Consider the following 24100-nt stretch of genomic DNA (forward strand, 5'->3'; position numbering starts at 1 on the left):
CACACAACGCAAGTTACAATAATAGTATAGTCCCGTTCGCATGGAATGTTCCAGCGATTTCCGACTCGTGACTTCGGGGGTCGCGGGGCGTTGGCTGTGTGATCCTCACGAGGTCCGGACGTCGCCGCGGCCGCAGAGGGCTTGCCTCGTGCCAGCGAGATGGCGGTGGGTCAGCAGAAATCCCGCGGGGGATTACATTTCGTGTAACCGGGCGGGTGTTTCTTCCGAACTACATAGTAGAAGAGCAAGCGCATCGAGCCGGGTATCGATGCGACATAAAACGGCCGCTCAAAGGCCTGCTGCGGCCCGCACTGTTACAGACAGCCGAGGCGAGTGCTGCTATCTGCTTCCGCCGTTCTTATCTTTCGTAGGAAAGATCGGTGCGCTCCAACCAGGTCTGGCTTTTGGGCCACATTTCGGCATCATCGCTGTCAATCGCATCTCTCCCAAAGTGCCCCGAGAGGGAAAGAGATCGTGATTTATCGAACCTCTTGGGCCAAGAAGCGAAGTACGCAATTGCCGTCATCATTGAAAGCCCAGCGACACTGACGAAGATTTGTGACCACACGGTCCGTGAGCCTGACTCCAATACGAAATAGGCCAAGAACGACAGGATTATTCCTGAACAAAAGACGTGAAGAGACTGCTCTCCGCATTTGATCAGAGGTTGAAGAATGCGGCATTGCAAGCCGCTCCAGTTCACGGGCAGAAGCCGTGTCGCGAACAGCGCAATGAACGCAAAATGGATCACGCGGTAAGGGGCAAGGTCGGTCTTGTCATTTGGATTGAATGCGTCAAAGAGCCATTTTGGGAATTCATTCGCCAGATCCGGGATATGACCGGCCATCGTCATTGCGAATGAAAACAGTAGATAGACGACTCCAACATACAGAAGACTTCGTGAGCTAATGAGACGGCGTGATCGCTTTGTGCCGCCCACAGCAAACCATGCGCCAAGGACGAATAGCAGCTGCCACGTAAAGGGATTAAAATACCAGGCTCCTTCGGGATAGGCGGACAAATTCCAGCCGAAATGTCGCGCCGCGAGGTAGATGTACAATGATCCCAACATCGTAGCATCGGGCAACCGCAACATAAGCCATAAAATTGGTGACATACTTGCCAAAAGGACAATGTAGAGAGGGAGCACGTCCATGTTGAGGGGCTTGAAACGGAGGAGTAACCCCTGAGTAAGGACGTCGAAGGGGTTGCTCAGCAAACCGGCAATATTGAATTCATTTATGAGCGCAGGATTATCGTAACTTTGTGCGATATAGCCGATTACGGCCGCATACAAAACAAACAAGAAAATGTGCGCAACGTAAAGCTGCCAGGCGCGCTTCATCAACCAGGACGTTCCCGCAACAAAGCCGCGCCGACGCATAATGTTCGCGCAAACCAGCGATGTCATATATCCTGATATAAAGATGAAAAGCTCGGCCGCATCACTGAAGCCGTAGTTTCTGATCGTGATCCACGCGACAACGTTGTTTGGAATATGGTCAAGAAAGATTGCCCAGTTAGCGACGCCGCGAAAGAGATCAAGACGATGATCGCGTCCGCTGATTGGAAGAGTGGCATTGGCAGGCATGGGTATCGGTTTTCCTTTTCCGACCGCTTGCGTACGGTAGCCCCGTTCGCGCTCTAAGGATTATTCGAAGAGGCGGAGCGCACTTGGAGCACCCGACGTGGGACTCGGACGCGCGGAGAGGTCGTTTTGCAAGTCGGTCGATACACGCATCGAGAATTGCGATTGACTCGATGACATGGCCCGTTTGTCCAGTGTGATATCCTTATGACCCGCTATGAAGATTGCCTTCACGGTTGTCTGCGCGACGCAGTCTGCTTGGTAATCCTCACAAGGGAATTCGAAGAGATCGCTTTGTTGGTTACAAGTTCACGCTGATGTGAGTGGCAGGGCGACGTAATAGCGAAAGTGGTGGTGATATTTCATGCCCTCCGGAAGTGTTTGTAGTGACGTGACGCTCGATCAGTGGGTGACCGAGCCATGTCGAGGATGTGCTGTCAGCTCAATGCCATGGCGCTGAGACCCAACGCGGCACCGATCGCGGTCCACGATCCGCTCGATCACAGCACCAGAAAGATGAAGCCGCCGAGACTGAGGCAAGCCAGGGCCGGAAAAACCGATCGAGCCCACCGCCGGATCGGCAATGATCGGTATCGCCGCGACGCTGAGGCCAACCGTGAGGACGAAGCGCCGGACCTAGTGCACCAGATCGTGCTCTTCGTCTTCAAGGGCTCTGAGCTTGCGCGGGTCGGAAATCGTGGAGCCTATGTCGCCCAACGTCTGGAGCAGATGCTCGGGCCGGCACCAAGGCCTGTTCATACGTCAGGCTCACAGCGACCCTGTCGACGCTCGGTATACGTCCGAGCGCCTTCTCGATGATGCCGGTGCAAAGCGTACGATGCAGGCCGCCGATCCGGGAGCAAATCTTCCGGCGACTTGGCCGCGACGACGGTTCTCTGCCCAAAGCGCGAATGGGGAGGTGCTTGCCGTTGAAAGGCCACCGTAATCTCCGTGAGTGTGCGGGCGCGCTGAAATGGGAAAGCGAGGCGGTGCCAGCATGTCTAACTGTGTGCGGCGACTCGAAAGCCGAGCTTTTGGATCGCCTCGCCGCGGCGGTGCGTCTCGACGGACCTCGGATCGCAGAGGACGCGCCTGCCGCTCATCGAAGGAAACGTCGGCTATCCGCACCCCAGGCTCCTTTTCAACAAGCCTCTTGATCGTGTTGGCGCAGGCGCTGCAATTCATGCCTTCGATTTTGAACGCCGTCGTTTTTCATCCAGGCTCCAGTTCAAGATATTGCGGCATGGGAGCGATGCTAACCCTTGGAGGTACTCCTAGGACAAGAGGCGAAAGCATGAAGTTTTCCGATCTGCCGGACCCGCAGCCCTGTGGTCCGAGCGCTTGGCCAAATACGATCTTCAGCGTGAATCGGAATCATCCGCCTGGATCGGACCTAGTTGAACCTTCGTGATCGGATGGATGAAAGCGCCTCTTCGATCCAGTCCCTCCGCTGCTGGCGGTGGCGGTCGGTGTTGCGGCGGCGTGGTCGATGACCCGCCAGCGAGGTGCTTTCGCACCAAGCGGGATTCGGATCATTTGTTCTTCGAGCTTCTCTCGGCGCGAACTCTTGTATGGGCCGTATCGTGAGCGACTGGCCGCATTTCGAACAGTGCATCAATGATCGGGCAGTCCGGCACCTGATTGCCCTTGCACTGTTTCGCCATGTCCGACATCACGTGTTCCAGGCGTTGCAGGTCTGCGATCTTCTGACGGATTGTGGCGAGATGCCCGACGGCGAGCGCATTCACCTCCCGGCAAGTGTAGCTCTGTCCGTCGACCAGGTGAAGCAGGCCGCGCAACTCATCGAGGCTGAAGCCAAGCTCCCGACCTCGACGAATAAAGTGCAGCCGTCTGACATGATCCGTCCCATAGATGCGGTAGCCGCCTGCGCTCCGGGCCGGTGCGGGCATGATGCCGATCTTCTCGTAATAGCGGACCGTCTCGATATGGACGCCACTACGCCCTGACAGGGCCCCGATCGAAAACGCTTCGGTCTGCTTCATTCTTGCCCTCACACACCCGTGAGAAATTCGCGCTTGACCCTGTAGCCACTACAGAACCTAGGTTCACCATAGACCAATTCCGGGAGCGTGCTCAATGACAGTGAGACACGAGACAACGGTGCTGCCAAGCACGGCCATGACGCCGCCGCGAAAGGGCTTCGACGGCGCGGCGGTGCTGTCGGTCGGCGGCATCCTCGCGGCACTTGGCGCGGCGACCTGTTGCGTGGTGCCGTTTGCACTGTTCGTCGCCGGCGTCAGCGGCGCCTGGATCGGCAACCTGACTGCGCTCAAGCCGTATCAACCCTTGTTCGTCGGACTTGCCGTCGTCTGCCTCGGCGGCGGCTACTATGCCGTCTACCGCAAGCCGAAGGCGGCCGATTGCGTCGAAGGCTCCTACTGCGCTCGCCCATCGTCGAACCGGAACGCCAAGATCGGGCTGTGGGTTGCGACCGTTCTGATCGTGATCGCCGTGGGGTTCCCGTACGCCGCGCGGCTCTTCCTCGATGCCTGACCACAAGGAGATGATCCATGAAGATTTCGCCCTTCATCGCCCTGACCGCTGCCCTGTTCGCGTCCGGTGCGGCTTTTGCTACCGAGCAAACCGTAACGCTGAATGTCGCCAACGCCACCTGTGAACTCTGCGGCCCGATCGTGAAACGCTCGCTCAGCGGGGTATCCGGCGTGCTCGATGTTCAGATATCGGAGGCGGATGGCGCCGCGATTGCAAAGGTACGTTTCGAGGACAGCCGCACGAATGTCCCCGCACTCATCACCGCGACCACCAATGCCGGCTATCCCTCGCACGTCGTGCAATAGGGCTGCGTCGGCACGGCCGTCGCAAAGCTTTTCGTCCTCGGCGCGGGGAGTGTGCTTCCCGCGAGCCTGCCGCCCGTGACCGCTGCAGGATGGACGCGAACACATGAAAGTTGAAGCCATGAACGACTGCTGCGCTCCGCCTGCGAGCAATGGCAAAGGCCGTTATGACCTTGTCGTTGTCGGCGCTGGATCGGCGGGCTTCTCGGCTGCAATCACCGCGGCGGGGCAGGGTGCGCAGGTCGCGCTCGTCGGGCACGGCACGATCGGCGGTACCTGTGTGAACATTGGCTGCGTGCCCTCGAAAACGCTGATCCGCGCTGCTGAGACCGTGCACCACGCCAATATTGCATCGACCCGGTTTGACGGCATCGAAAGCGGCGCGCGCATAGTCGATTGGGCCGCACAGATCGCCCAGAAGGACGCGCTGGTCGCGAGTCTGCGTCAGGCGAAATACGCCGACCTTCTGCCTGAATACAACAATATAACTTACCATGAAGGTCAGGCACGGCTCGTCGAGGACGGCGTCGATGTGGGTGGCCAGCACCTCGCATCAGACCGCATCATCGTTGCAACGGGGGCCCGTCCGGCGCGGCCGGCGATTCAAGGGCTCGCCGAAGTGCCGTTGCTCGACAGCACGACGGCACTCTCCCTGACCGAACTGCCTCGCTCCCTGATCGTGATGGGCGGGGGTTACATCGGGGCCGAGCTTGCGCAGACCTTCGCTCGTGTCGGGGTCGCGGTGACGCTGGTCTTCCGCAGCCGCCTTCTGCCAAAGGCCGAGCCGGAGATTGGGCAAGCGCTCGCGGATTATCTGACCGGTGAGGGGGTGACGATCATGAGAGGCGTGACCTACGATTTCGTCCGCAAGACCGCTGACGGCGCCGCGCTTGCGATCACCCGGAATGGCGGCCATGAGGTATTGACCGCCGAGCGGATTCTTGTTGCCACGGGGCGAACTCCGAACACCGAAGGTCTCGGACTTTCCGAAGCTGGTGTCGTGCAGACATCGTCCGGCGCGATCGTCGTTGACGACCGTATGCGCACCTCGAAGGTAGGCGTCTATGCGGTCGGCGACGTGACGGGTAAGGACCAGTTCGTCTACATGGCGGCCTACGGCGCAAAGCTCGCGGCGAGGAACGCACTGAATGGCAACAGCTTGCGTTACGACAACACCGCCATGCCCGCCGTTGTCTTCACCGACCCTCAGGTGGCGAGCGTCGGTTTGACCGAAGCGCAAGCGCGTGCTGCCGGGCACCCCGTGCGAACTTCAGTGCTCTCGCTCGACAACGTGCCGCGCGCGCTCGCGGCTCGCGATACGCGGGGCCTGATCAAGCTTGTCGCGGATGGGGCAACCCGCAAGCTGCTGGGAGCGCATATTCTCGCGCCGGAAGGCGCCGACAGCATCCAGACGGCGGCGCTCGCCATCCGCTGTGGGCTTTCGATCAACGATCTGTCGGAAATGATCTTCCCCTACCTGACCACCGTCGAGGCTTTGAAGCTTGCGGCGCAGACGTTTGATCGGGACGTGAAGAAACTCTCCTGCTGCGCCGGGTAGCGACCGAGATTGTATCATATTCACGTTAGTCTCTGGTCCTTACACTGCCTCGTCGAGATTCAATCGCTTCGCGAGTTTTTCGGCTGTTTCCTTGCGTTCGCTGTAACGATCCGTGAGATACCCGGACACGCCGCGGGTCAACAGCGTGAACTTCATCAGTTCTTCCATGACGTCGACGATCCGGTCGTAATACGGCGACGGTTTCATCCGCCCGGTTTCGTCGAACTGTTCGTAAGCCTTGGCGACCGAGGACTGGTTGGGGATCGTGATCATACGCATCCATCGGCCGAGGACGCGCAATTGGTTCACGGCATTGAATGATTGAGAGCCGCCGCACACCTGCATCACCGCCAGTGTCTTGCCTTGCGTCGGTCGCACCGCGCCGAGCGACAACGGAATCCAGTCGATCTGTGCCTTCATGATGCCGGTCATCGCGCCATGGCGCTCCGGGCTGCACCAGACCTGGCCTTCCGACCAGGCTGACAGTTCGCGAAGTTCCTGAACCTTCTCGTGCGTCGCCGGGGCGTCGTCCGGCAGGGGAAGGCCGGAGGGATCGAATATCCTGGTTTCCGCCCCGAAGGTTTGCAAAAGACGGGCCGCTTCCACTGTGGCGAAACGGCTGAACGACCGCTCGCGCAACGATCCGTACAGGAGAAGAATGCGCGGACGGTGCGTCGGCACTGGGCGATGCAGCGATCCGGGATCAGGATGGACGAAGGCTTCGTCGTTGACGTTTGGCAAATCTTGCATTTCAGTCCGCATTGATGATTTCACCGTCTTCCTTCACGAACCGTCCAATATTCGGGTTCGGAAGAATGGACAGCACTTCTTCGGAAGGACGGCAGAGTTTGACTCCCTTGGATGTCACGACGACTGGGCGGTTGATCAGGATCGGATGAGCAACCATGAAGTCGATCAAATCATCGTCGCTCCACCTGGAATCCGCCAGACCGAGGGCATCGTAGGGCGTTCCTTTTTGGCGAAGCAGATCGCGAGGGCGTATGCCCATGCGGGCGATCAATTCAACCAGCTTCCCGCGCGATGGCGGTTGTTTCAGATACTCAATCACTTCCGGTTCGGCGCCGCTTTGGCGGATCATCGCCAAGGTGTTGCGGGACGTTCCACAATCGGGATTGTGATAGATGGTGACGCTCATGAGCGAACCTCAGCGCTTTTGGTTTTTTCGGGTTGGCGCGATTCGTACCAACCGCGAGACACCTGCACGATCTTCACGACCGAAAGCATCACGGGCACTTCGACGAGAACGCCGACGACCGTGGCCAGCGCGGCTCCTGAATTGACCCCGAACAGGCTGATGGCCGCCGCCACGGCAAGTTCGAAAAAGTTGCTGGCGCCGATGAGCGCAGCGGGTGCGGCCACGCACCAGGCCACGCCGAAATGCCGACTGAGCAAATAGGCGAGACCTGCGTTGAAGTAGACCTGAATCAGGATCGGGATTGCGAGAATGACGATGACGGCTGGCTGGGCGACGATCTGTTCGCCCTGGAATGCAAACAGGAGGATCAAGGTGGCGAGCAGAGATGTCAGGGACAGCGGCTGAAGGCGGCTTAGGGTTCGGGTGAATGCCGCAGGGCCGCTCTTGAGCAGTGTGCGCCGCCAGACCTGCGCGATGATGACCGGAACCACGATATAGAGGAGCACGGACAGCAACAGCGTTTCCCATGGCACGGTGATGGAAGCCACTCCGAGGAGCAGGCCAACCAACGGCGCGAACAAGAACACCATCAGGACATCGTTCAAGGCGACTTGGCCAAGGGTGTAATGGGGTTCGCCGCCCACGAGATTGGACCAGACGAAAACCATCGCCGTGCAGGGCGCCGCCGCCAGCAAGATCAATCCGGCGATGTAGGATTGGATTTGATCGGCCGGAAGCATCGGCGCGAAGACATGACCGATCAAAAGCGTCCCCAGCAATGCCATCGAAAACGGTTTGACCGCCCAGTTGATGAAGAGGGTCACGCCGACGCCGCGCGCGTGCTCGGTAACTTTTCCCATGGCCGTGAAGTCGATCTTCAGCAGCATGGGAATGATCATGAGCCAGATCAGCACCGCGATCGGCAGGTTCACCTTCGCGATTTCAGCGCCTGAAATCGCGGCAAAGAAACCCGGCATCAGGTGGCCGAGGCTGATGCCCACCACGATGCAAAGGGCGACCCATAGGGTGAGATAGCGTTCGAACGTACTCATGATCAGGCCACGTGCGGTCGGCCCGACGTCGAGCCCTCGGAATTTCCAATGTCACGAAGTTTGGTGCCGAGTGCCATTCTGTCGATCGAAGCAAGCCGAAGGGCGGTGAACAGCGAAATTCGATTCTTCATGTAGCGAAAGGCGGCAACGAAGGCGGCTTCCTTCTGGATGTCGGTTCCTTCCACGGCGGCGGGGTCTTCAATGCCCCAGTGCGCGGTCATCGGCTGTCCTGGCCAGACTGGGCAACTTTCCCCGGCGGCGCTGTCGCAAACCGTAAAGACGAAGTCCATCACGGGCGCATCCGGAGCGGCGAACTCTTGCCAGCTCTTCGAACGCAAACCGTCCGTGGGATAGTCGAGGCTGGCCAGCACGCGCAATGCAACCGGATTGACCGCTCCCTTCGGTTGGCTACCTGCGGAGAATGCGCGGAAGCGGCCGCTTCCGTCCTTGCGCAGGATGGATTCGGCCAGAATTGAGCGGGCGGAATTGCCCGTGCAGAGAAAAAGGACGTTGTAGACGCGATCAGACACGGGTTTTTTCCTTCTTGCGCGGAGGAGGACAGCAGGGTGTCAGGCTTTCGAAAATGGGAGCGCAAATCTCCTGACGTCCGCCGCAGCAGTCTTGCAGGAGGAAGACCGCGACGGCCTGAAACGCCGCGAGGTTTGCGCAGTACACGATCGAACGGCTGTGTCGTTCGGACACGACGAGATCGGCTCGCGCCAGCACGGAAAGATGAGCGGAAAGCGTGTTCTGCGGCACCTCGAGCAGTCGGGCGAGATCGCCGGCGGCCAATCCGCTGGGCGCGTGCTGCACCAGAACCCGGAACGCCTGAAGACGGGTTTGTTGGGCGAGGGCGCCCAGCGCCAGGATGGCTTGTTCGTTTTCCATATATCCAGACTTATGGATATATTTGGATTTGTCAATTCACTTCCCGGAAACGGCGGGTGATATAATTCGAATATGTTGCGCGGCGTGAGAAACGGCGGTGGCACCTAACCAGGTTCCACCACTCTATACAACTTTTCGACGATTAAGGGCAAAGCCTATAGCCAGAGCCGTTATCATGAGTAATTGGGCCGCAACCGTTTGCATCGTTGGGAACAGGCCAACCAACGAGATACGCGGCACCGAGCGCAACGGTGCGATGCTGACGATGCCGGCCTCTTGCAGAGCCGCGATACCTTTGCCGGCGAGAACAACCGTGAGGACCGCCATCAGCCATGAACTGTAGGTGAAGAACTTGCCGATCGGCAGGCGGCGGCTAAAGCGCAGCACGGCCCATGCGATCACGGCCAGGGTTATGCCTGCGCTCAGGGCGCCCGCGAGTATCGCACCACCGTTTCCCTGGTTCCACAGCGCCGCATAGAAGAGGATTGTCTCGAAGACCTCTCGGTAGACGACGATGAAGGCGAGACCGAACAGAAACCATGCCGAACTGCCGGACAGCACTTTCGCCATCTTTTCTCGAATGTAGCGCTGCCATTGATCGGCCTGTGCCTTGCCATGCATCCAGATGCCGACTGAGAGCAAAACCACTGCTGCGAAGACCGACCCGAAGCCCTCTGTCAATTCCCGGCTCGCGCCACTGATCCCAATCACCCAGGTCGCGGCAACCCAGGTCAAAAAACCCGCCGCAAGTGCGCTGACCCAACCTGCATGGATGTACCGCATGACCTCCATTCGCTCGGCCTTGCGGAGGAAGGCGATCATGGCGACTATGATCAGCAGTGCTTCCAGCCCCTCGCGCAGCAGGATTGTCGCCGCGCCCAGGAACGCCGACAGGCCGCTTGCGGCGTCAGGCGATAGCGCAGCTTCCACATCGTCCAGAAGGTCGTCGAGGACCTGCACGCGATTGGCAAGTGAATCGGCAGTCTCTCTGCTCTGTATAGCGGCGCGGTACTCGCCCATCGCACCCTCGATACGCTCCAAGAGGGTACGGTCCCGCGCGGCCAACATAGGCTCTATTGGCTCGAAACCATCGAGATATGCTGACAGTGCCAACTCGCCGGCCCGCTGCCGGTCCCCCGCACGATAGGCGGCGAGGCTTTCGGACAAACGACCGCGAACCAGCGACAGAAATCCAGTCTGCTGCCCTATCACGTCGGGATGACGACGTAAGTAGGCCATAAGGGCGTCCGCCGTATCCTGTCCGATCTTGCCGGCAAGCGCTGTGGGCGTCGTGCCGACGAGAGTCTTCAGATCGGGGATGAGCTTGTGAAGCGGTTCGTCCTGCTTCCACAGCCGCTCCCCCTCCGTTGCAGCGGCGTCCGGAAATGCGAAATGACCGGCGTAGAATGCGAGGGCCCAGCGATCTTCGGTCGGCAAGCCGTCGAAGCTCGGCATGGCGGTCCCGTCGAGACCTTGGGTGATCACCTGGTAGAGGGCAAACACGCTGCGTTGACGGGCGCGATCGGCGTCCGTGAACGCGACGGGCGGGTTATCCAGCTTCGCGGCATCCGGTCCATGACCGTCACCGGCCTCGCCATGACAGGTAGCGCAGTTCTGAGCGAACAGCGCTGCACCGCGCGCGGTGTTCGGAGCCTTCCTCGGCGCCAGCGGCACGGGATAGGTTGCAAGTAGCGCGGCGGCTAAGCCCTGCGCTATCCCTGCAACCTCCTTGGCCTCGGCCTTGCTGTCGATAGCGCGCTGCAGACGGGCAGCTTCCGTCACAAGTGCCTGTTGTTCCGGCTTGGGCGGCAGCGCAGCGAGCTTCGCAGCGATGGTCGCCGCAAACTCTTTCTGCTCGGCATATTCGGAAGGACTTGAGACTGAGCCGTGCGACACGGCGCCAGCGTAGTCGACCGCGATGTAGTCCAACAGCCGCCACGTCATTTCGACATCGCTTGTCTCTGCCCTCGCAGGGCCAAAGCAAACGAGAACCAGCAGTACGGCGAGCACTCCGAGACGTGATGGCAAGGATAGGAGACTCACAGGATGCCAAGTCGAAGGTTGAGTTTGACGACATTGGTATCGCTGGTTTCGAGTCGATGCAATTTGAGGCCTTCTAATTTCGCTATACGCGACGCGCAACAGGCGGAGGACCATCTGCTTGACGAGGCACGCAGCTCTCGCCTGGGACGACGTCAGATCCCTTACTCGGCCGACGTCCTCGGCGGTTCCCGATCTATTGGCATGATGTGATAGTATTCAGAAATTCGCTCTGTTATATCAGCGCTCATGGAATGCGGAACGCTCCAGGGTTTGTCGAGGCCGAAAGCGCCCTACCTTCGTAGGGCGACGTTGCTTTTGCTTGCCCTGACGTATCTGTTCGTCGGCTTGGGCCAAGTAGCTTATTGCACCGAGGGAGCAATCGCTGCGATGGTGGCCTCGGAGATAGGTGCGATATCCAGCAACGGCTCCGATAATGGTGATTCAACGAAGGCGCCCGTCCTTGCGGAACACTGCCCTATTTGTACACCGGTCGTGATGCCGACGTCCGTGCCGGTGGCCTCTCCAATGGAGCAACCGGTCAAGATCGCCTTCGTTGCGCCTCGACGCTTGCTCGAGGACCCTCCCAAGCTCGATACGCCTCCCCCCAAGACCCTGACCTGAAGACCGTCATTGCGCGCGGCATTCAGCGCGTCGTCTTTACGCGTTTCAGGTTGAGCTTATGGGTCGATTTAGGATGGCATTGCGCACGTCGTGCGTATTGCTTGCATTCACAATTCCAGCGCAGGCGGCGGAGCGGTCGCGACCAATTTCATTGCCGCAAGCGTTGCAGCGAGCCTTGGCTGCCAATCCGCGCCTGACTGCCGCCGAGCGGGACGTCGGGATCGCCGGAGGGTTGCGGATTCAGTCGGGCGCCTTGCCCAATCCGGAAGCCTCGTTCGAACTCGACAACGCACTTGGTTCAGGTCCGTACAAAGGAACGCGTTCGGCCGAAACCAATCTGCAGCTCAGTCAGCTGGTCGAACTAGGCGGCAAGCGCGAGGCGCGGATCGCAGCAGGCGAGGCTGGCGTCGGCTCCGCGGTGTGGCAGCGGCGGGCGACACGGCTGGAGGTGTTGTCCGAGACTGCAATTGCCTTCATTACCGTCATCAGCGCACAACGCCGGATCGAAATTTTCGACGAACAGATCACCAGCTTCGATCAGCTGATTCCGCAACTGCAGAAACGCGTCGAGGAAGGCGCATCGTCGCCTGCGGAAACCGAACGCGCCCAAGTCGCCGCCGACCTGTTCCGGGTCGAGCGGGAGCGGGCCAAGACCCAATTGGCGACGGCTCGGCGGGATCTCGCCATCCTGATGGGTGACAGCACGCCCCATTTTGGCAAGGCGATCGGTCGACTGGGCCTCATCGGACAGCCGCCCTCGTTCCGGTCGGTCGTCCAGGCTATCGAAGCCAATCCGCAGTTGATGCGCTGGACCGCCGTGACCGCGCAGCGTAACGCCGAACTGCTGATCGCGCGTCTGAAAGCCATTCCGGACATTCGCCTGTCCGCGGGATGGCGTCACTATCAGGACACCAACGACAATGCCGTGCGGCTGGGAGTTTCGATTCCGCTGCCCATTTTCGACCAGAACAGAGGCAACATCATCGCGGCCCAGGAAACCCTCGCCAAGACCGCGGCCGAGCGTTCCATCAACAAACTGGTTCTCATCAGTATCGCCGGACGAGCTTACGACTCGATCAACGGAGCGCTGGCGGAAATCAAACTGTTGCGCTCCTCGGTCATTCCGAAAGCCCGCAGCGCAGCCGCAACCATCCAGAGCGGCTATGCGCAGGGCCGCTTCACCCTGCTCGAACTGCTCGACGTGAAGGGCTCGGTTTTACAGGCACTGCTGCGCGAGCAGGAAGCGCTGCAAAACTTCCATATTGCCGTCGCGACCATCGAAGGTCTCGTCGGCAACCCGTTCTCGCTTACCCATCAGAGTTCAAGATGATCAAGGCATTCGCCCGCTACTTCGTATTTCTCGTGGTTGCCGCCGGACTGGTCTATGGCGGCTACCGGATGTTGAAGCCCGCTACATCGAAGCCGACGCCGACCGAAACCAGCGAAGGGGAGCATTCTGACACCGTCGTCCTCAGCGACGCCAAGGTCGAAGCATCGGGGATCGAGCTTGCAAAGGCGTCCGCCGGCGTGCTGCGCGACACCCTGTTGCTGAACGGCATCGTACAACCTAACCAGGAATTGCTGGTGCAGGTGACGCCGCGTTTTCCGGGGATCGTTCGCGATGTGCGCAAGCGCATCGGCGACAAGGTCCAGAAGGGCGACGTGCTTGCGGTGATCGAAAGCAACCAAAGCCTCACCCCTTACGAATTGAAGGCGTCGCTGGCGGGCACGGTGATCGACCGCCAGATCACGTTGGGTGAATACGCCTCCGAACAGAAGCCCGCATTCGTTGTCGCGGACCTGTCGACGGTGTGGGTCGATTTTTCGGTGTATCGGCGCGACCTGAAACGGGTCAGCGTCGGCGACCAGGTGTTGATCGATCCGGCCGACGGCGGGCCGCCGATCGACGCCAGGATTTCCTATTTGTCGCCGGTCGGCAGCAGCGACACGCAGAGCGCTATCGCCCGAGCCGTGGTCCCTAATAACGAACAGCGACTGCGTCCGGGTCTCTTCATTACCGGACGATTGACACTGTCGGCGAAGAAGGTCGGCATCGCGGTGAAATCGTCGGCGCTTCAGACCGTCGAGAACCGCACGGTGGTGTTTGTCCGCAACGGCGACAAGTTCGAGGCGCGCGACGTCGAAGTCGGCCAACGCGATTCGCAACTCGTCGAGATCACCTTCGGCGTCCTCGAGGGCGACGTCTACGCGGCGCAGAACAGTTTCATCGTGAAGGCGGAAATGACCAAGGGAGCGGGCGGCGATGAGCACTGACAACGGCATGATCCTGATCACCGCATTGATCAGGCCGCATATGGAAGGCCATGTCGTCCGCGCGCTCCACGATCTGGCGGATTTTCCCGGCTTCACCTTCGATGAAGTTCGCGGCCAGGGCCGCGGGCGGGGACAAGGCGGGACCTACGTCGCGAGCGATGAGGACATCACCTATCACCAGTACCTCGAATTGAGGCTGGTGTGCCGGGCGCATCAGGCCGACGAGATTTGCCGCCGCATCGAAGCGGCGGCGTGGACCGGACGAAAGGGCGACGGCGTCGTCTACACGACGCCGGTGGGGACCTTCGCCTGCATCAGGGAAGCCGGGGCGGAGGAGCATCGCCATGATTGAGGCCGTTCTCTCGTTTGCGATCCGGCAGCGGTGGCTGGTGATGATCGGCGTCGTCCTGATGGCCGCCTTCGGCGCGTGGAATTTCACGCGACTGCCGATTGACGCCGTTCCGGACATTACCAACGTCCAGATACAGATCAACAGCCGGGCGCCCGGCTACTCGCCCCTTGAGGTCGAACAGCGCATCACGTTTCCGGTCGAGACCGCGATGGGCGGGCTGCCACATCTCGAGAGTACGCGTTCCCAGTCCCGCTACGGCCTGAGTCAAGTCACCGTCATCTTCAAGGACGGTACCGACATCTATTTCGCACGTCAGTTGGTCAACGAACGGATTCAGCAGGTCAAGGACCAGCTTCCCACGGGCGTCGAAACCGCGATGGGACCGATCTCGACCGGTCTCGGCGAGATCTACCTGTTCACGGTGGAAGCCAAGCCCGGAGCGCGCAAGGCCGGGGGCGGGGAGTATACCCCGAGCGACCTGCGGACCATCCAGGACTGGATCATCAAGCCGCAATTGCGCAACGTGCCGGGCGTCATTGAAGTCAACACCATCGGCGGCTTTGAACGGCAATTCCAGGTGTTGCCGGACCCGGCGCAGTTGATGGCTTACAAGCTCAACTTTCGTGACGTAATGACGGCGCTGGCCGCCAACAACGCCAATGTCGGCGCCGGCTACATCGAGCACAACGGCGAGCAGTACCTGGTCCGCACGCCCGGTCAGGTGGCCAACGTTGAGGAGATCAAGGAGATCGTTATCGGGTCGCACAAAGGCGTGCCGATCCGGATTGCCGACGTCGCCGACGTTACCGAAGGCAAGGATCTGCGCACGGGTGCTGCAACCATCAACGGCAAGGAAACCGTGCTTGGCACTGCCATGCTGCTGATCGGCGAGAACAGCCGCGCCGTCGCGCAAAGCGTCGCCGCCAAGCTCAAGGAGATCGGCAAGTCGTTGCCGGACGGCGTGATCGCGCATGCCGTCTACGACCGCACGCACCTTGTCGAGGCAACGGTCGCGACCGTCGAGAAGAATCTCGTCGAAGGCGCTTTGCTGGTCATCGTGGTCCTGTTCCTGATCCTCGGCAACTTCAAAGCGGCGATCGCCACGGCCTGCGTCATACCGCTCGCCATGCTGTTCACCATCACGGGCATGGTGGAGAACAAGGTCAGCGCCAACCTGATGAGCCTCGGGGCGATCGATTTCGGCATCATCATCGACGGCGCCGTCATCATCGTCGAGAACTGCCTGAGATTGCTCGCGGCGGAGCAACACCGATTGGGCCGCCTGCTCAGTCGCCAGGAGCGCTTCGAAACCATCCTCGCGGGGTCGCGCGAAGTCATCGGACCCAGCCTATTCGGAACCCTGATCATCGCTGTCGTCTATCTGCCGATTCTCACCCTGACTGGCGTGGAAGGAAAGATGTTCACGCCGATGGCGCTGACAGTCCTGATGGCGCTGACCGGTGCTGCCATCCTGTCGATGACCTTCGTGCCCGCCGCTGTGGCGCTCCTGGTGACGGGCAAGGTGTCGGAGCACGAGAACTGGTTCATGCGCGGCGCGCGCCACCTTTATACGCCGCTGCTCAACGCCTCGATCCGGAGTCGGTTGGGCGTGGCGGCAATCGCCACGTTGTTCGTTGTGGTCTGCGGCATCGCGGCCACGCACATGGGCTTTGAATTCATTCCGAGCCTCGACGAGGGTGACGTCTCGCTGCAGGCCATTCGGATCCCGGGAACCAGTCTGACTCAGTCGTTGGAAATGGAAGCGCTACTTGAAAAGCGGCTGCTCAAGATTCCCGAAGTCAAAGACGTGTTTGCGCGGACCGGGACGGCGGAGGTCGCGACCGACCTGATGCCGCCATCCACCTCTGACGGTTATGTCATGCTGAGACCGCGGAAGGAATGGCCCGATCCGCAGAGGTCCAAGGCGGCCGTAGTCTCTGAGATTCAGGAAGCCGTCGAAGAAATTCCAGGTAGCGTCTACGAGATCTCACAACCAATACAACAACGAATGAACGAGTTGATATCGGGCGTGCGCAGTGATGTTGGCGTCAAGATTTTCGGAGACGATCTCGACGTGCTGGTCCAGTCCGCCGCCAAGGTGCAGGCAGTGCTGCAGAACGTGCAGGGTGCCGCCGACGTCAAGACCGAACAGGCGTCCGGGTTGCCGGTGCTGACCGTCAAGCTCAACCGCCAGGCGCTGTCACGCTACGGCATCAGCGTCGGCGGCGTCCAAAACCTCGTCGAGATCGCGGTCGGCGGCAAGAAATCAGGGCAGGTTTTCGAGGGCGACCGCCGGTTCGACATCGTGGTCCGCCTTCCGGAACATCTGCGCTCGGACATCGAGGCGATCAAGGCGCTCCCGGTGCCGCTGCCCCCGCTCGACAATCAAACCAAGGCCACGCCCGCGGTCTGGAACAATTCTCCCCTTGCCCAGATCCGCTACGTGCCGCTCTCCGAACTCGCGCAGATCGACCTGGCTCCGGGGCCGAACCAGATCAGCCGCGAGCAGGGCAAACGACGCATCGTTGTCACCGCCAATGTCCGCGGACGCGATCTCGGATCGTTCGTTGCCGACGCGCAGGAACAGGTGGAAGCTAAGGTTAAACTGCCCGCCGGCTACTGGATCGGATGGGGCGGTCAGTTCGAACAACTGGTCTCGGCGACGCAGCGGTTGACCATCGTGGTGCCGATCGCGCTCCTGCTGATCTTCCTGCTGCTGTTCATGAGCCTGGGGTCCATGGCGGATGCACTGCTGGTCTTCAGCGGCGTGCCGCTCGCCCTGACGGGCGGCATCATTGCACTGCTGTTACGCGGCATTCCGCTGTCGATCAGCGCTGGAATCGGTTTCATCGCCCTGTCCGGCGTCGCGGTGCTCAATGGGTTGGTGATCATCACCTTCATCGAGCGGCTGCGTCAGGAAGGGCATCGATTGGTCGATGCTGTGCGCGAGGGTGCGCTCACCCGATTGCGCCCGGTGCTGATGACGGCGCTCGTCGCGTCGCTTGGATTTGTTCCGATGGCGATCGCGACTGGAGCCGGCGCGGAAGTCCAGCGGCCGCTGGCGACGGTGGTCATCGGCGGCATCATCTCCTCCACGATCCTCACCTTGCTGGTGCTCCCGGCGCTCTATGTCCTGTTCCGACGCGAGGATCTCGAGAACGGAGCGGCTGTGCAACCCCACGCCGCGAATACCACGAACGGAGAAACGCCATGAGATACGCCTTGTTGTTGATTGCCACCCTGCTGTCGGCCGTCCCGACTTGGGCTGAAGAGTATGAAAAAGGCCCCAATGGTGGCCTGATGCTCGACGTCGCCGGTGTCGACGCCGAGCTCCTCACCACTGAGAAGACCGTCACCATCAACGTCTTCGACGCCAAGAATGGCAAACCGATCGCAACGAAAGGCTACTCGGGGGCGGTGCTCATCGCCGGCGGGAGCGGACGAGAGACCGTGACTCTTGCGCCTCAGGGCGAGAATTCTCTGATGGGTGACGCGAAAACACCGATCGCGGCGGGAACGACCATCACGTTGACCATCAAGACCGCCGAAGGCAAATCGGGTCAGGCCAAATTCAAAGAGTAGCATGTCGATTTGTTGCAGGACGGACCAATGTTGATCGAACAACAAGCAATGCGAGGTTGCCGCACACTTACAGCCCAGACCTACGCGCGCGTCGCGAGCCTGCGTCCCGGTCGTTTACTCTTGGTCATGGCGCTATCCTCGTTTGCTGTGTTCGCGGTCGAGGCCTCGCGCGCGGAAGCACCGAAGGCGCGGATTGTCGGTCTTGGCGCCACCACGTGCCAGCGATTCAACGACGACGTCAAAGCCAATCCTGTGCTTCGACGGGACTACCTTGCATGGGCGCAAGGGTTCATGAGCGGAATCATCCTGAGCCGGCCGCCCGGTGTTGACGAGGGGCTCGATCTCAATCCGGTAACATTCGATCTCATCAACCAACTGCATTTTCTGGAAGATCATTGTGCACGTAATGTATCGCTGGATTTTTCTGACGCCGTCGAAGCGCTCTACAAGCGGCTTCGGCAGGAGGGCAAGACGTGATCGCGAAACTGTATTCCATGCACGATTCCGAGGGGACCTGACATGAACGTCACCGCACGGGTTGCGAAAGTCCGCTTCCGCGTGGAGGGGATGGACTGCGCGTCTTGCGCGACCAAGATCGAAACCGCTCTGCGGCGGGTTCCGGGCGTCACCGAGGTTGCCGTCTCCGTCGCCGGAGGCACGGTGATCGTCAGTCGCGACGATGATCGCGTGGACGACGAGAAACTCCGCAATCGTATTTCGGATCTCGGCTATCGCGTGGAGCCCGTCCGCAGCGATCTCCACGATCAGGGCGTCTCGCCGCGGCGAGACGATCCGCAGGGACACGGCCACGCCCCGGTCGATGGGTCTTGGTGGCGGACCCGAAAGGGCTTGCTCACCTTGGCGTCCGGTGCCGCATTGGCGGGGGCGTTTGCGGTCGGCAAAATTGCGCCTGTCACCGAGCGTTGGGCGTTTCTGCTGGCGATGCTGGTGGGTCTCGTTCCGATTGCGCGTCGCGCGCTCTCCGCCGCACGGTCCGGGACGCCGTTCTCGATCGAGATGCTGATGTCGATCGCCGCGGTGGGCGCGGTGATCATCGGGGCGACCGAAGAGGCGGCGACCGTCGTCTTCCTGTTTCTGATCGGTGAACTCCTGGAAGGCGTCGCCGCCAGCCGCGCCCGCGCTAGCATCCGGGACCTCACCAAGCTCGTTCCGAAGACGGCTCGCCTCGAAGCCGACGGGCAGGTCCGGGAGGTACAGGCGAACAGTCTCGAGGTCGGAACGACGATTCAGGTCAGGCCGGGCGATCGCATTCCGGCCGATGGGGTCATCCTGTCCGGAGAAAGTCCGATCGATGAAGCCCCGGTGACGGGCGAAAGCACGCCGGTGCGGAAGGGGCCGGACGCACTCGTCTTTGCCGGAACCGTGAACGGCGACGGCCTGCTGCGGGTGCGGGTGACCGCCGCCGCAGCCGACAACACGATTGCGCGGGTCATTCGCCTCGTTGAGGAGGCGCAGGAATCGAAAGCGCCCACGGAACGTTTCATCGACCGGTTCTCACGCTTCTATACGCCGGGGGTGGTGGCGGTTGCCGGGTTGGTTGCCATCGGTCCTCCTTTGTTGTTCAGCGGGGATTGGAGCGGTTGGATCTACAAGGGCTTGGCTATCCTGTTGATTGGTTGTCCCTGCGCGCTGGTCATCTCGACGCCCGCTGCCATCGCCGCCAGCCTTGCCGCCGGGGCGCGCCGCGGCCTCCTTATGAAGGGTGGCGCGGTCCTGGAGCAGGTCGGCAAGATCACGGTGGCGTGTTTCGATAAGACCGGAACGTTGACGGCGGGGAAACCCCAGGTCACGGACATCATCGGCTTTTCCAGCAGCGAGGCGCATGTTCTGCGTCTCGCCGCCGCGCTGGAATCCGGATCAAGCCATCCGCTTGCGACCGCGATCCTGGCAAAAGCGTCCGAACAGCGGATCGCGCTGCCCCAGGTTGCGGATTCGAAAGCGATCGGCGGCAAGGGTATTCAAGCGACGATCGACGGACGCAGCGTCTTCCTTGGGTCGCCTGCGGCCGTTGCGGAATTGTCATCCCCGACCTCTGAGCAGACCGCCCGGATCGCGGCACTCAACGACGAGGGCAAGACCGTCTCACTGCTGTCGATCGGAAACGAAGTCGCGGGCGCGATCGCGATGCGCGACGAACCCCGCCCGGACGCGAAGGCGGGACTCAAGCGTCTGACGGACGCGGGAATCCGGACCCTGATGCTGACTGGCGACAACCGCCGCGCTGCGCGCGCGATCGGTCAAGAACTGGGAATCGAGGTCAGAGCGGAATTGCTGCCACAGGACAAGCAGCGGATCGTCGGCGAGTTGCGGCGAGACGGCAGTTCGGTAGCCAAGATCGGCGACGGCATCAATGACGCGCCGGCGTTGGCCGCGGCCGACGTCGGCATCGCGATGGGCGGCGGTACCGACGTGGCGCTGGAAACCGCGGACGCCGCCGTCTTGCACGGCCGCGTCACGGACGTCGCCGCGATGGTCGACCTCTCGAAGCGAACCATGGCCAACATCCGGCAGAACATCGCCATCGCACTGGGGCTCAAGGCCTTCTTTCTGGTCACCACGATCGTCGGGCTGACCGGATTGTGGCCGGCCATTCTCGCCGACACCGGTGCGACCGTCCTCGTCACCATGAACGCGCTTCGTCTGCTCGCGCAAGGAAAGGTCTGACGGACAAACGGAACGACGGAGGAGACCGGTATGGGTGTCGATCAGTATCACGAACCAGCAGAAGAGCTGTCGCAAGAGATGCGGACGTTCGCTCGCATGATCGCCTCGCTCATTGAAGAAGCCGAAGCCATTGGCTGGTACGAACAGCGGATGTCGCTCGAAAGGAATAAGGAAGCCAAAGCCATCATGGCCAACGCCCAAAAGGAAGAATTCAAGCACTTCGGTATGAATCTCGAATTCTTGCTCCGGCGCAAGGCCGACTGGCGAGTTGCACTTCAAGGCATCCTCGTCAAGGACGGGGACGTCGTCGAGCATGGCGAGCAGGCCGAGAAAAAAGCCGACTGACGGAGGCGCGCAACGTGGAGGAAAAAAAGGGAGTCGTCACGCACGCGGATTCTGAAGGCGGGCAGCATTTCCTTCGGAGGTGCCGCGATCTCCTGCATGGTCCGCAACATCAGCGCGACCGGCGCCCTGTTGGAAGTTGAAAGTCCGCTTGGCATTCCGGAGCGGTTTCTCCTGGTGGTGCCAACGGACCAATTGTCCCGACCGTGCCGCACCATCTGGAAATCCGAACGCCGCCTCGGGGTCCGGTTCGAACGTCTGCGCGATGCAGGCGAGGCATTCGCGGGAAAGGTACGGTGATGTTCGGATTGAAGCCGACGATGAGCGCGCTGTTGCTGGCCGGGTCGCTGTCCGCGACGTCGGCGGCATATGCGCGCGGCGGATTTGCTTCGGAGAATCCGTTGGCGGCCGAGCACATCGAAGCGCTTCCGCCGCAGATCCAGCGCAAGCTGTCCGCACGCGCCAGGGTCTGCGGCAACAAGGCGGCCGCGGCCCACTACTTCTCGGTCACCATCGCAACGACGGGCCAGCGTTTCATCTCGCTGCACTTCGAGGATTTCGTCTGCCAAAACAGGGCGACCGTTTGTAAGGGGGATTTGTGTCTCCACGAGGTGTACTTGGAGTCACGTGGGCGGCATCGACTCGTCTTCAGTGCCCATGCACGCGATCTGAAGATGGTCGACGATGACAACGCCATTGAATTGGAAGTTAACGGCGGATTCCTTCGGGGCCGATACCGATGGAACGGTGGGCGTTTTGTACGTGTGACGATAGGGAAAGAATGACGAGCGGATGATACCATCAATCATAAACCATCTTCACTTCGACCGCGCGGACATCAGCTTCTGGAAGAAATTCCGATTGTTCTTTACCGTCGGCATCGTGGTGCTGCTGCTCGGATGCATCAAGACGGCGATCCATTACTACGGCTTTGAATTCCTCGAACTCAACCGATTGCTGACGAGCGGCATCGGCGGCGCCATCTTCATTATCGGCTTTCTATTGTCGAGCATCCTCGCCGACTACAAGGAAACCGAGCGCATTCCGGCCGATATCCGCACCGCAATTGAGGCCATCGACGGCGATCTGGAGTCATTTGCCGCTCAGAATCCGAATTTCGACCTCATCGAATGTCGCGCAATTCTGATTGGGGTCATCGACAGGCTCCGTCGAGGTCTGGATCATGCCAAAAGTCACAAGGATATCCCGCCTGCGTTGGACGAGATCGCGAAATTGACGCCGATCTTCGGCTGCCTCGAAGGAATGGGGATGGCTGCAAACTTCGTGGTACGGCTGCGCACCACCCAGGATGTGATTCGACGCGCGATGCTGCGCATCTACCACATTCAGCGCGTCGAATTCGTTCCGTCCGTGCATGTCCTCGTCCAGACCTTGGTGCTGTCGATTGTAGCAATGCTGTTGTTCCTCAAAACCGAAGGCGATCCAGCGTCAGCGATCATGTTCGGCTTCATCACCTACATGTTCGTCTATGCGTTGTATCTGGTTCGCTTGCTCGAACAGCCCTTTGCGAAGGGCCACGGCTCAGTTGACGACGTGAGCTTCTTTCTGCTGGATGAACTCGAGACGAAGTTGCGAGACGCTGTCGGTCAGAATGCCGATCCACATCCAGCTCGCCCATCGGAGGTCTGACGATGCATGGTGGAGGGACCGCGGGAACAGCAGCGGCGCAGCACGCGGGGAGGTTGGGATGGGCGCTCGCGCTGACGGCCACCTACATGGTGGCGGAAGTCGTGGGAGGCCTGGTCACGGGCAGTCTAGCGCTACTTGCCGACGCCGCCCATATGCTGACCGATGTCGGCGGATTGGCGCTCGCCCTGCTGGCAATCCGCTTCGCGGCACGCGAAGCAACGCCACAGCGGACGTATGGTTATCTGCGAATGGAGGTGCTGTCGGCATTGACCAACGCCGTCGTCCTGTTGCTGCTGACTGTCTACATTCTCTTTGAGGCCTATCAGCGTTTTCTGTCGCCGCCCGAGATTTTGAGCGGCCCGATGCTGGTGGTCGCGGTGATTGGTCTGATCGTCAATCTGATCAGCATGCGCCTGCTTGCCGGAGGGTCATCGGAAAGCGTCAACGTCAAGGGCGCATATTTTGAAGTCCTGAGCGACATGCTCGGCTCGATCGGGGTAATTATTGCGGCGCTTCTTATGATGTGGAAGGGATGGCGACTTGTGGATCCGATCATCGGCGCTGGCATCGGCCTGTTCATCGTCCCTCGAACATGGCTGTTACTGAAGCAGGTTACCCACATTCTCATGGAAGGCGTCCCCCCCGAATGTCGACGTCGGCACGCTGGAGCAGAAGCTCGCAGGAATATCGGGCGTGACCGCTATCCACGACCTTCACGTCTGGACGATCACGTCGGGGTTCGATGCCATGAGCTGCCACCTCGTGATCGCCGACCTCTCAATGAGTCGCAAGGTGCTACAGGAAGCCCGCCGCATCATGAAGGAGGAATTCCGCATCGATCATGTCACGATCCAGATCGAGGATGAAGCGTTGCGTTCAGGCGAGGCTGTTCTTCATGTCTGACACCAAGAACAGCGCTTTGGACGCCGACATCATCACGAGCATGCCGATTATCACCATCACGATCATGGCAGCAGCGAAGTCGCGCTGAGCCCTGCCCCGCACGGAACATTCCATAAGATAGCTTATGCGAATCTAATATCTCTATGAGATTCAACTATATGTTACTCTTATTTTCCATAATGCGTGGTTTTAATGTTCTCCCGGAAGCCCTCACTACGACTTCTCGGTGTTACCAAAAGATTGGTGAAGGATAGCAAGCACCTCTGCCGCTTCGCAGATCACTGAGCTCGAAGCCTGCACAACCCCCAACACGCTTGTCATCGTCACGAAGTCTTCGTCTTGGTTGTTTCCAGCCGAGGCGAGAATGTCGCGCAGGTCGCAGTTCTCGCCCGCAGGTGCCGTCGGCGCCGCGCCCAGTGACAGCGCCGGACGCGTCGCTTTCGGTGACGTCGGTCGCGCGACAAGGGTTAGCGGGGCAGCCGTTGTAGCATCCGGCTCTACGGGCTTAGCGTTTTCGCCCCTTTTCCTGACAGCGCGCTTCGCTGGCACCGTCCGCCGCGGCGGCAAGGGGCGCGCGACACCGGCGGGGG

At 60.5% G+C, this 24100-nt stretch carries 22 protein-coding genes and 3 pseudogenes; 15 read left to right on the forward strand and 10 right to left on the reverse strand.

All coding sequences use genetic code 11. The features are described 5' to 3' along the window. Positions 1-358: 358 nt before the first annotated feature. From G8O24_RS09985 to G8O24_RS09995, 3 genes are all read right to left on the reverse strand, one after another. Entirely contained in the window at positions 359-1591 is a 1233-nt protein-coding gene (locus G8O24_RS09985; RefSeq protein ID WP_188098676.1) for an OpgC domain-containing protein, read from the reverse strand. Positions 1592-2356: 765 nt separating this feature from the next. Then, complete coding sequence (locus tag G8O24_RS45585) at positions 2357-2773, reverse strand: heavy-metal-associated domain-containing protein (RefSeq protein WP_244654160.1); 417 nt, start codon at positions 2771-2773, stop codon at positions 2357-2359. Between the two features lie 347 nt (positions 2774-3120). Beyond that, positions 3121-3591, reverse strand: coding sequence for a MerR family transcriptional regulator (locus G8O24_RS09995; RefSeq protein WP_188098678.1), 471 nt, complete (start codon positions 3589-3591; stop codon positions 3121-3123). 136 nt (positions 3592-3727) lie between these two features. Here G8O24_RS09995 and G8O24_RS10000 point away from each other — a divergent pair, with 136 nt between their 5' ends. The 3 genes from G8O24_RS10000 to merA all read left to right on the forward strand — a co-directional run bounded on the left by G8O24_RS10000 (position 3728) and on the right by merA (position 5962). Next, complete coding sequence (locus G8O24_RS10000) at positions 3728-4102, forward strand: mercuric transporter MerT family protein (RefSeq protein ID WP_013913466.1); 375 nt, start codon at positions 3728-3730, stop codon at positions 4100-4102. Positions 4103-4119: 17 nt separating this feature from the next. Further along, positions 4120-4407 carry a heavy-metal-associated domain-containing protein gene (locus tag G8O24_RS10005; RefSeq protein ID WP_188098680.1) on the forward strand — a complete coding sequence of 96 codons (288 nt, stop codon included), beginning with the start codon at positions 4120-4122 and terminating at the stop codon, positions 4405-4407. 103 nt (positions 4408-4510) lie between these two features. Further along, the gene (gene merA / locus G8O24_RS10010) at positions 4511-5962 is read left to right on the forward strand and encodes a mercury(II) reductase (RefSeq protein WP_188098682.1); all 1452 of its coding nucleotides are present in this window, start codon (positions 4511-4513) and stop codon (positions 5960-5962) included. Between the two features lie 39 nt (positions 5963-6001). On the opposite strand, the gene arsH is transcribed toward merA, so the two are convergent. The 6 genes from arsH to G8O24_RS10040 all read right to left on the reverse strand — a co-directional run bounded on the left by arsH (position 6002) and on the right by G8O24_RS10040 (position 11002). Beyond that, complete coding sequence (gene arsH, locus G8O24_RS10015; protein WP_202988752.1) at positions 6002-6724, reverse strand: arsenical resistance protein ArsH; 723 nt, start codon at positions 6722-6724, stop codon at positions 6002-6004. Further along, positions 6714-7118 (reverse strand): arsenate reductase (glutaredoxin), encoded by a 405-nt coding sequence (gene arsC, locus G8O24_RS10020; RefSeq protein ID WP_188098684.1) that lies wholly within the window; start codon positions 7116-7118, stop codon positions 6714-6716. Before arsC ends, arsH begins: the two co-directional genes overlap by 11 nt. Continuing rightward, a complete protein-coding gene (gene arsB / locus G8O24_RS10025) occupies positions 7115-8170 on the reverse strand; it encodes an ACR3 family arsenite efflux transporter (RefSeq protein WP_188098685.1) in 1056 nt (351 codons plus the stop codon). Before arsB ends, arsC begins: the two co-directional genes overlap by 4 nt. Positions 8171-8172: 2 nt before the next feature. Beyond that, the gene (locus G8O24_RS10030; protein WP_188098687.1) at positions 8173-8700 is read right to left on the reverse strand and encodes an arsenate reductase ArsC; all 528 of its coding nucleotides are present in this window, start codon (positions 8698-8700) and stop codon (positions 8173-8175) included. Then, positions 8693-9058, reverse strand: coding sequence for an ArsR/SmtB family transcription factor (locus G8O24_RS10035; RefSeq protein WP_188098689.1), 366 nt, complete (start codon positions 9056-9058; stop codon positions 8693-8695). Before G8O24_RS10035 ends, G8O24_RS10030 begins: the two co-directional genes overlap by 8 nt. A gap of 123 nt (positions 9059-9181) precedes the next feature. Beyond that, positions 9182-11002, reverse strand: coding sequence for a cytochrome c/FTR1 family iron permease (locus G8O24_RS10040; protein WP_202988753.1), 1821 nt, complete (start codon positions 11000-11002; stop codon positions 9182-9184). Positions 11003-11780: 778 nt separating this feature from the next. Between G8O24_RS10040 and ihpA the strand changes: the two genes are divergently transcribed. From ihpA to G8O24_RS10100, 12 genes and pseudogenes are all read left to right on the forward strand, one after another. Next, positions 11781-13052 carry a divalent metal ion exporter subunit IhpA gene (gene ihpA, locus G8O24_RS10045; RefSeq protein WP_188098693.1) on the forward strand — a complete coding sequence of 424 codons (1272 nt, stop codon included), beginning with the start codon at positions 11781-11783 and terminating at the stop codon, positions 13050-13052. Further along, positions 13049-13996 (forward strand): divalent metal ion exporter adaptor subunit IhpB, encoded by a 948-nt coding sequence (ihpB, locus tag G8O24_RS10050; protein ID WP_188098695.1) that lies wholly within the window; start codon positions 13049-13051, stop codon positions 13994-13996. The genes ihpA and ihpB overlap by 4 nt, the downstream gene beginning before the upstream one ends. Next, positions 13986-14348 carry a P-II family nitrogen regulator gene (locus G8O24_RS10055; RefSeq protein ID WP_188098697.1) on the forward strand — a complete coding sequence of 121 codons (363 nt, stop codon included), beginning with the start codon at positions 13986-13988 and terminating at the stop codon, positions 14346-14348. Before ihpB ends, G8O24_RS10055 begins: the two co-directional genes overlap by 11 nt. Further along, entirely contained in the window at positions 14341-17562 is a 3222-nt protein-coding gene (locus G8O24_RS10060) for an efflux RND transporter permease subunit (RefSeq protein ID WP_188098699.1), read from the forward strand. Before G8O24_RS10055 ends, G8O24_RS10060 begins: the two co-directional genes overlap by 8 nt. Beyond that, a complete protein-coding gene (locus G8O24_RS10065) occupies positions 17559-17930 on the forward strand; it encodes a hypothetical protein (protein ID WP_188098701.1) in 372 nt (123 codons plus the stop codon). The genes G8O24_RS10060 and G8O24_RS10065 overlap by 4 nt, the downstream gene beginning before the upstream one ends. Positions 17931-17957: 27 nt before the next feature. Then, the gene (locus G8O24_RS10070; RefSeq protein ID WP_188098703.1) at positions 17958-18407 is read left to right on the forward strand and encodes a hypothetical protein; all 450 of its coding nucleotides are present in this window, start codon (positions 17958-17960) and stop codon (positions 18405-18407) included. 42 nt (positions 18408-18449) lie between these two features. Continuing rightward, on the forward strand, positions 18450-20615 hold the full coding sequence (locus G8O24_RS10075; protein ID WP_188098706.1) for a heavy metal translocating P-type ATPase: 2166 nt from the start codon (positions 18450-18452) through the stop codon (positions 20613-20615). 30 nt (positions 20616-20645) lie between these two features. Next, positions 20646-20960 carry a ferritin family protein gene (locus G8O24_RS10080; RefSeq protein ID WP_188098708.1) on the forward strand — a complete coding sequence of 105 codons (315 nt, stop codon included), beginning with the start codon at positions 20646-20648 and terminating at the stop codon, positions 20958-20960. A 36-nt stretch (positions 20961-20996) separates the two neighbouring features. Beyond that, positions 20997-21257 (forward strand): annotated as a pseudogene (locus G8O24_RS10085) (PilZ domain-containing protein); the annotation flags it as partial. After that, positions 21257-21742 (forward strand): hypothetical protein, encoded by a 486-nt coding sequence (locus tag G8O24_RS10090; RefSeq protein ID WP_188098710.1) that lies wholly within the window; start codon positions 21257-21259, stop codon positions 21740-21742. The pseudogene G8O24_RS10085 and the gene G8O24_RS10090, both read left to right, overlap by 1 nt. Positions 21743-21749: 7 nt before the next feature. Next, positions 21750-22607 carry a hypothetical protein gene (locus G8O24_RS10095; RefSeq protein WP_188098712.1) on the forward strand — a complete coding sequence of 286 codons (858 nt, stop codon included), beginning with the start codon at positions 21750-21752 and terminating at the stop codon, positions 22605-22607. 2 nt (positions 22608-22609) lie between these two features. Further along, positions 22610-23510 (forward strand): annotated as a pseudogene (locus G8O24_RS10100) (cation diffusion facilitator family transporter). 213 nt (positions 23511-23723) lie between these two features. Here G8O24_RS10100 and G8O24_RS44095 read toward each other — a convergent pair. Beyond that, positions 23724-24100, reverse strand: a pseudogene (locus tag G8O24_RS44095) (type IV secretory system conjugative DNA transfer family protein); the annotation flags it as partial.

The sequence above is a fragment of the Bradyrhizobium campsiandrae genome (assembly GCF_014529705.1).
In the GTDB taxonomy this organism is placed as follows: Bacteria; Pseudomonadota; Alphaproteobacteria; order Rhizobiales; family Xanthobacteraceae; genus Bradyrhizobium; species Bradyrhizobium campsiandrae.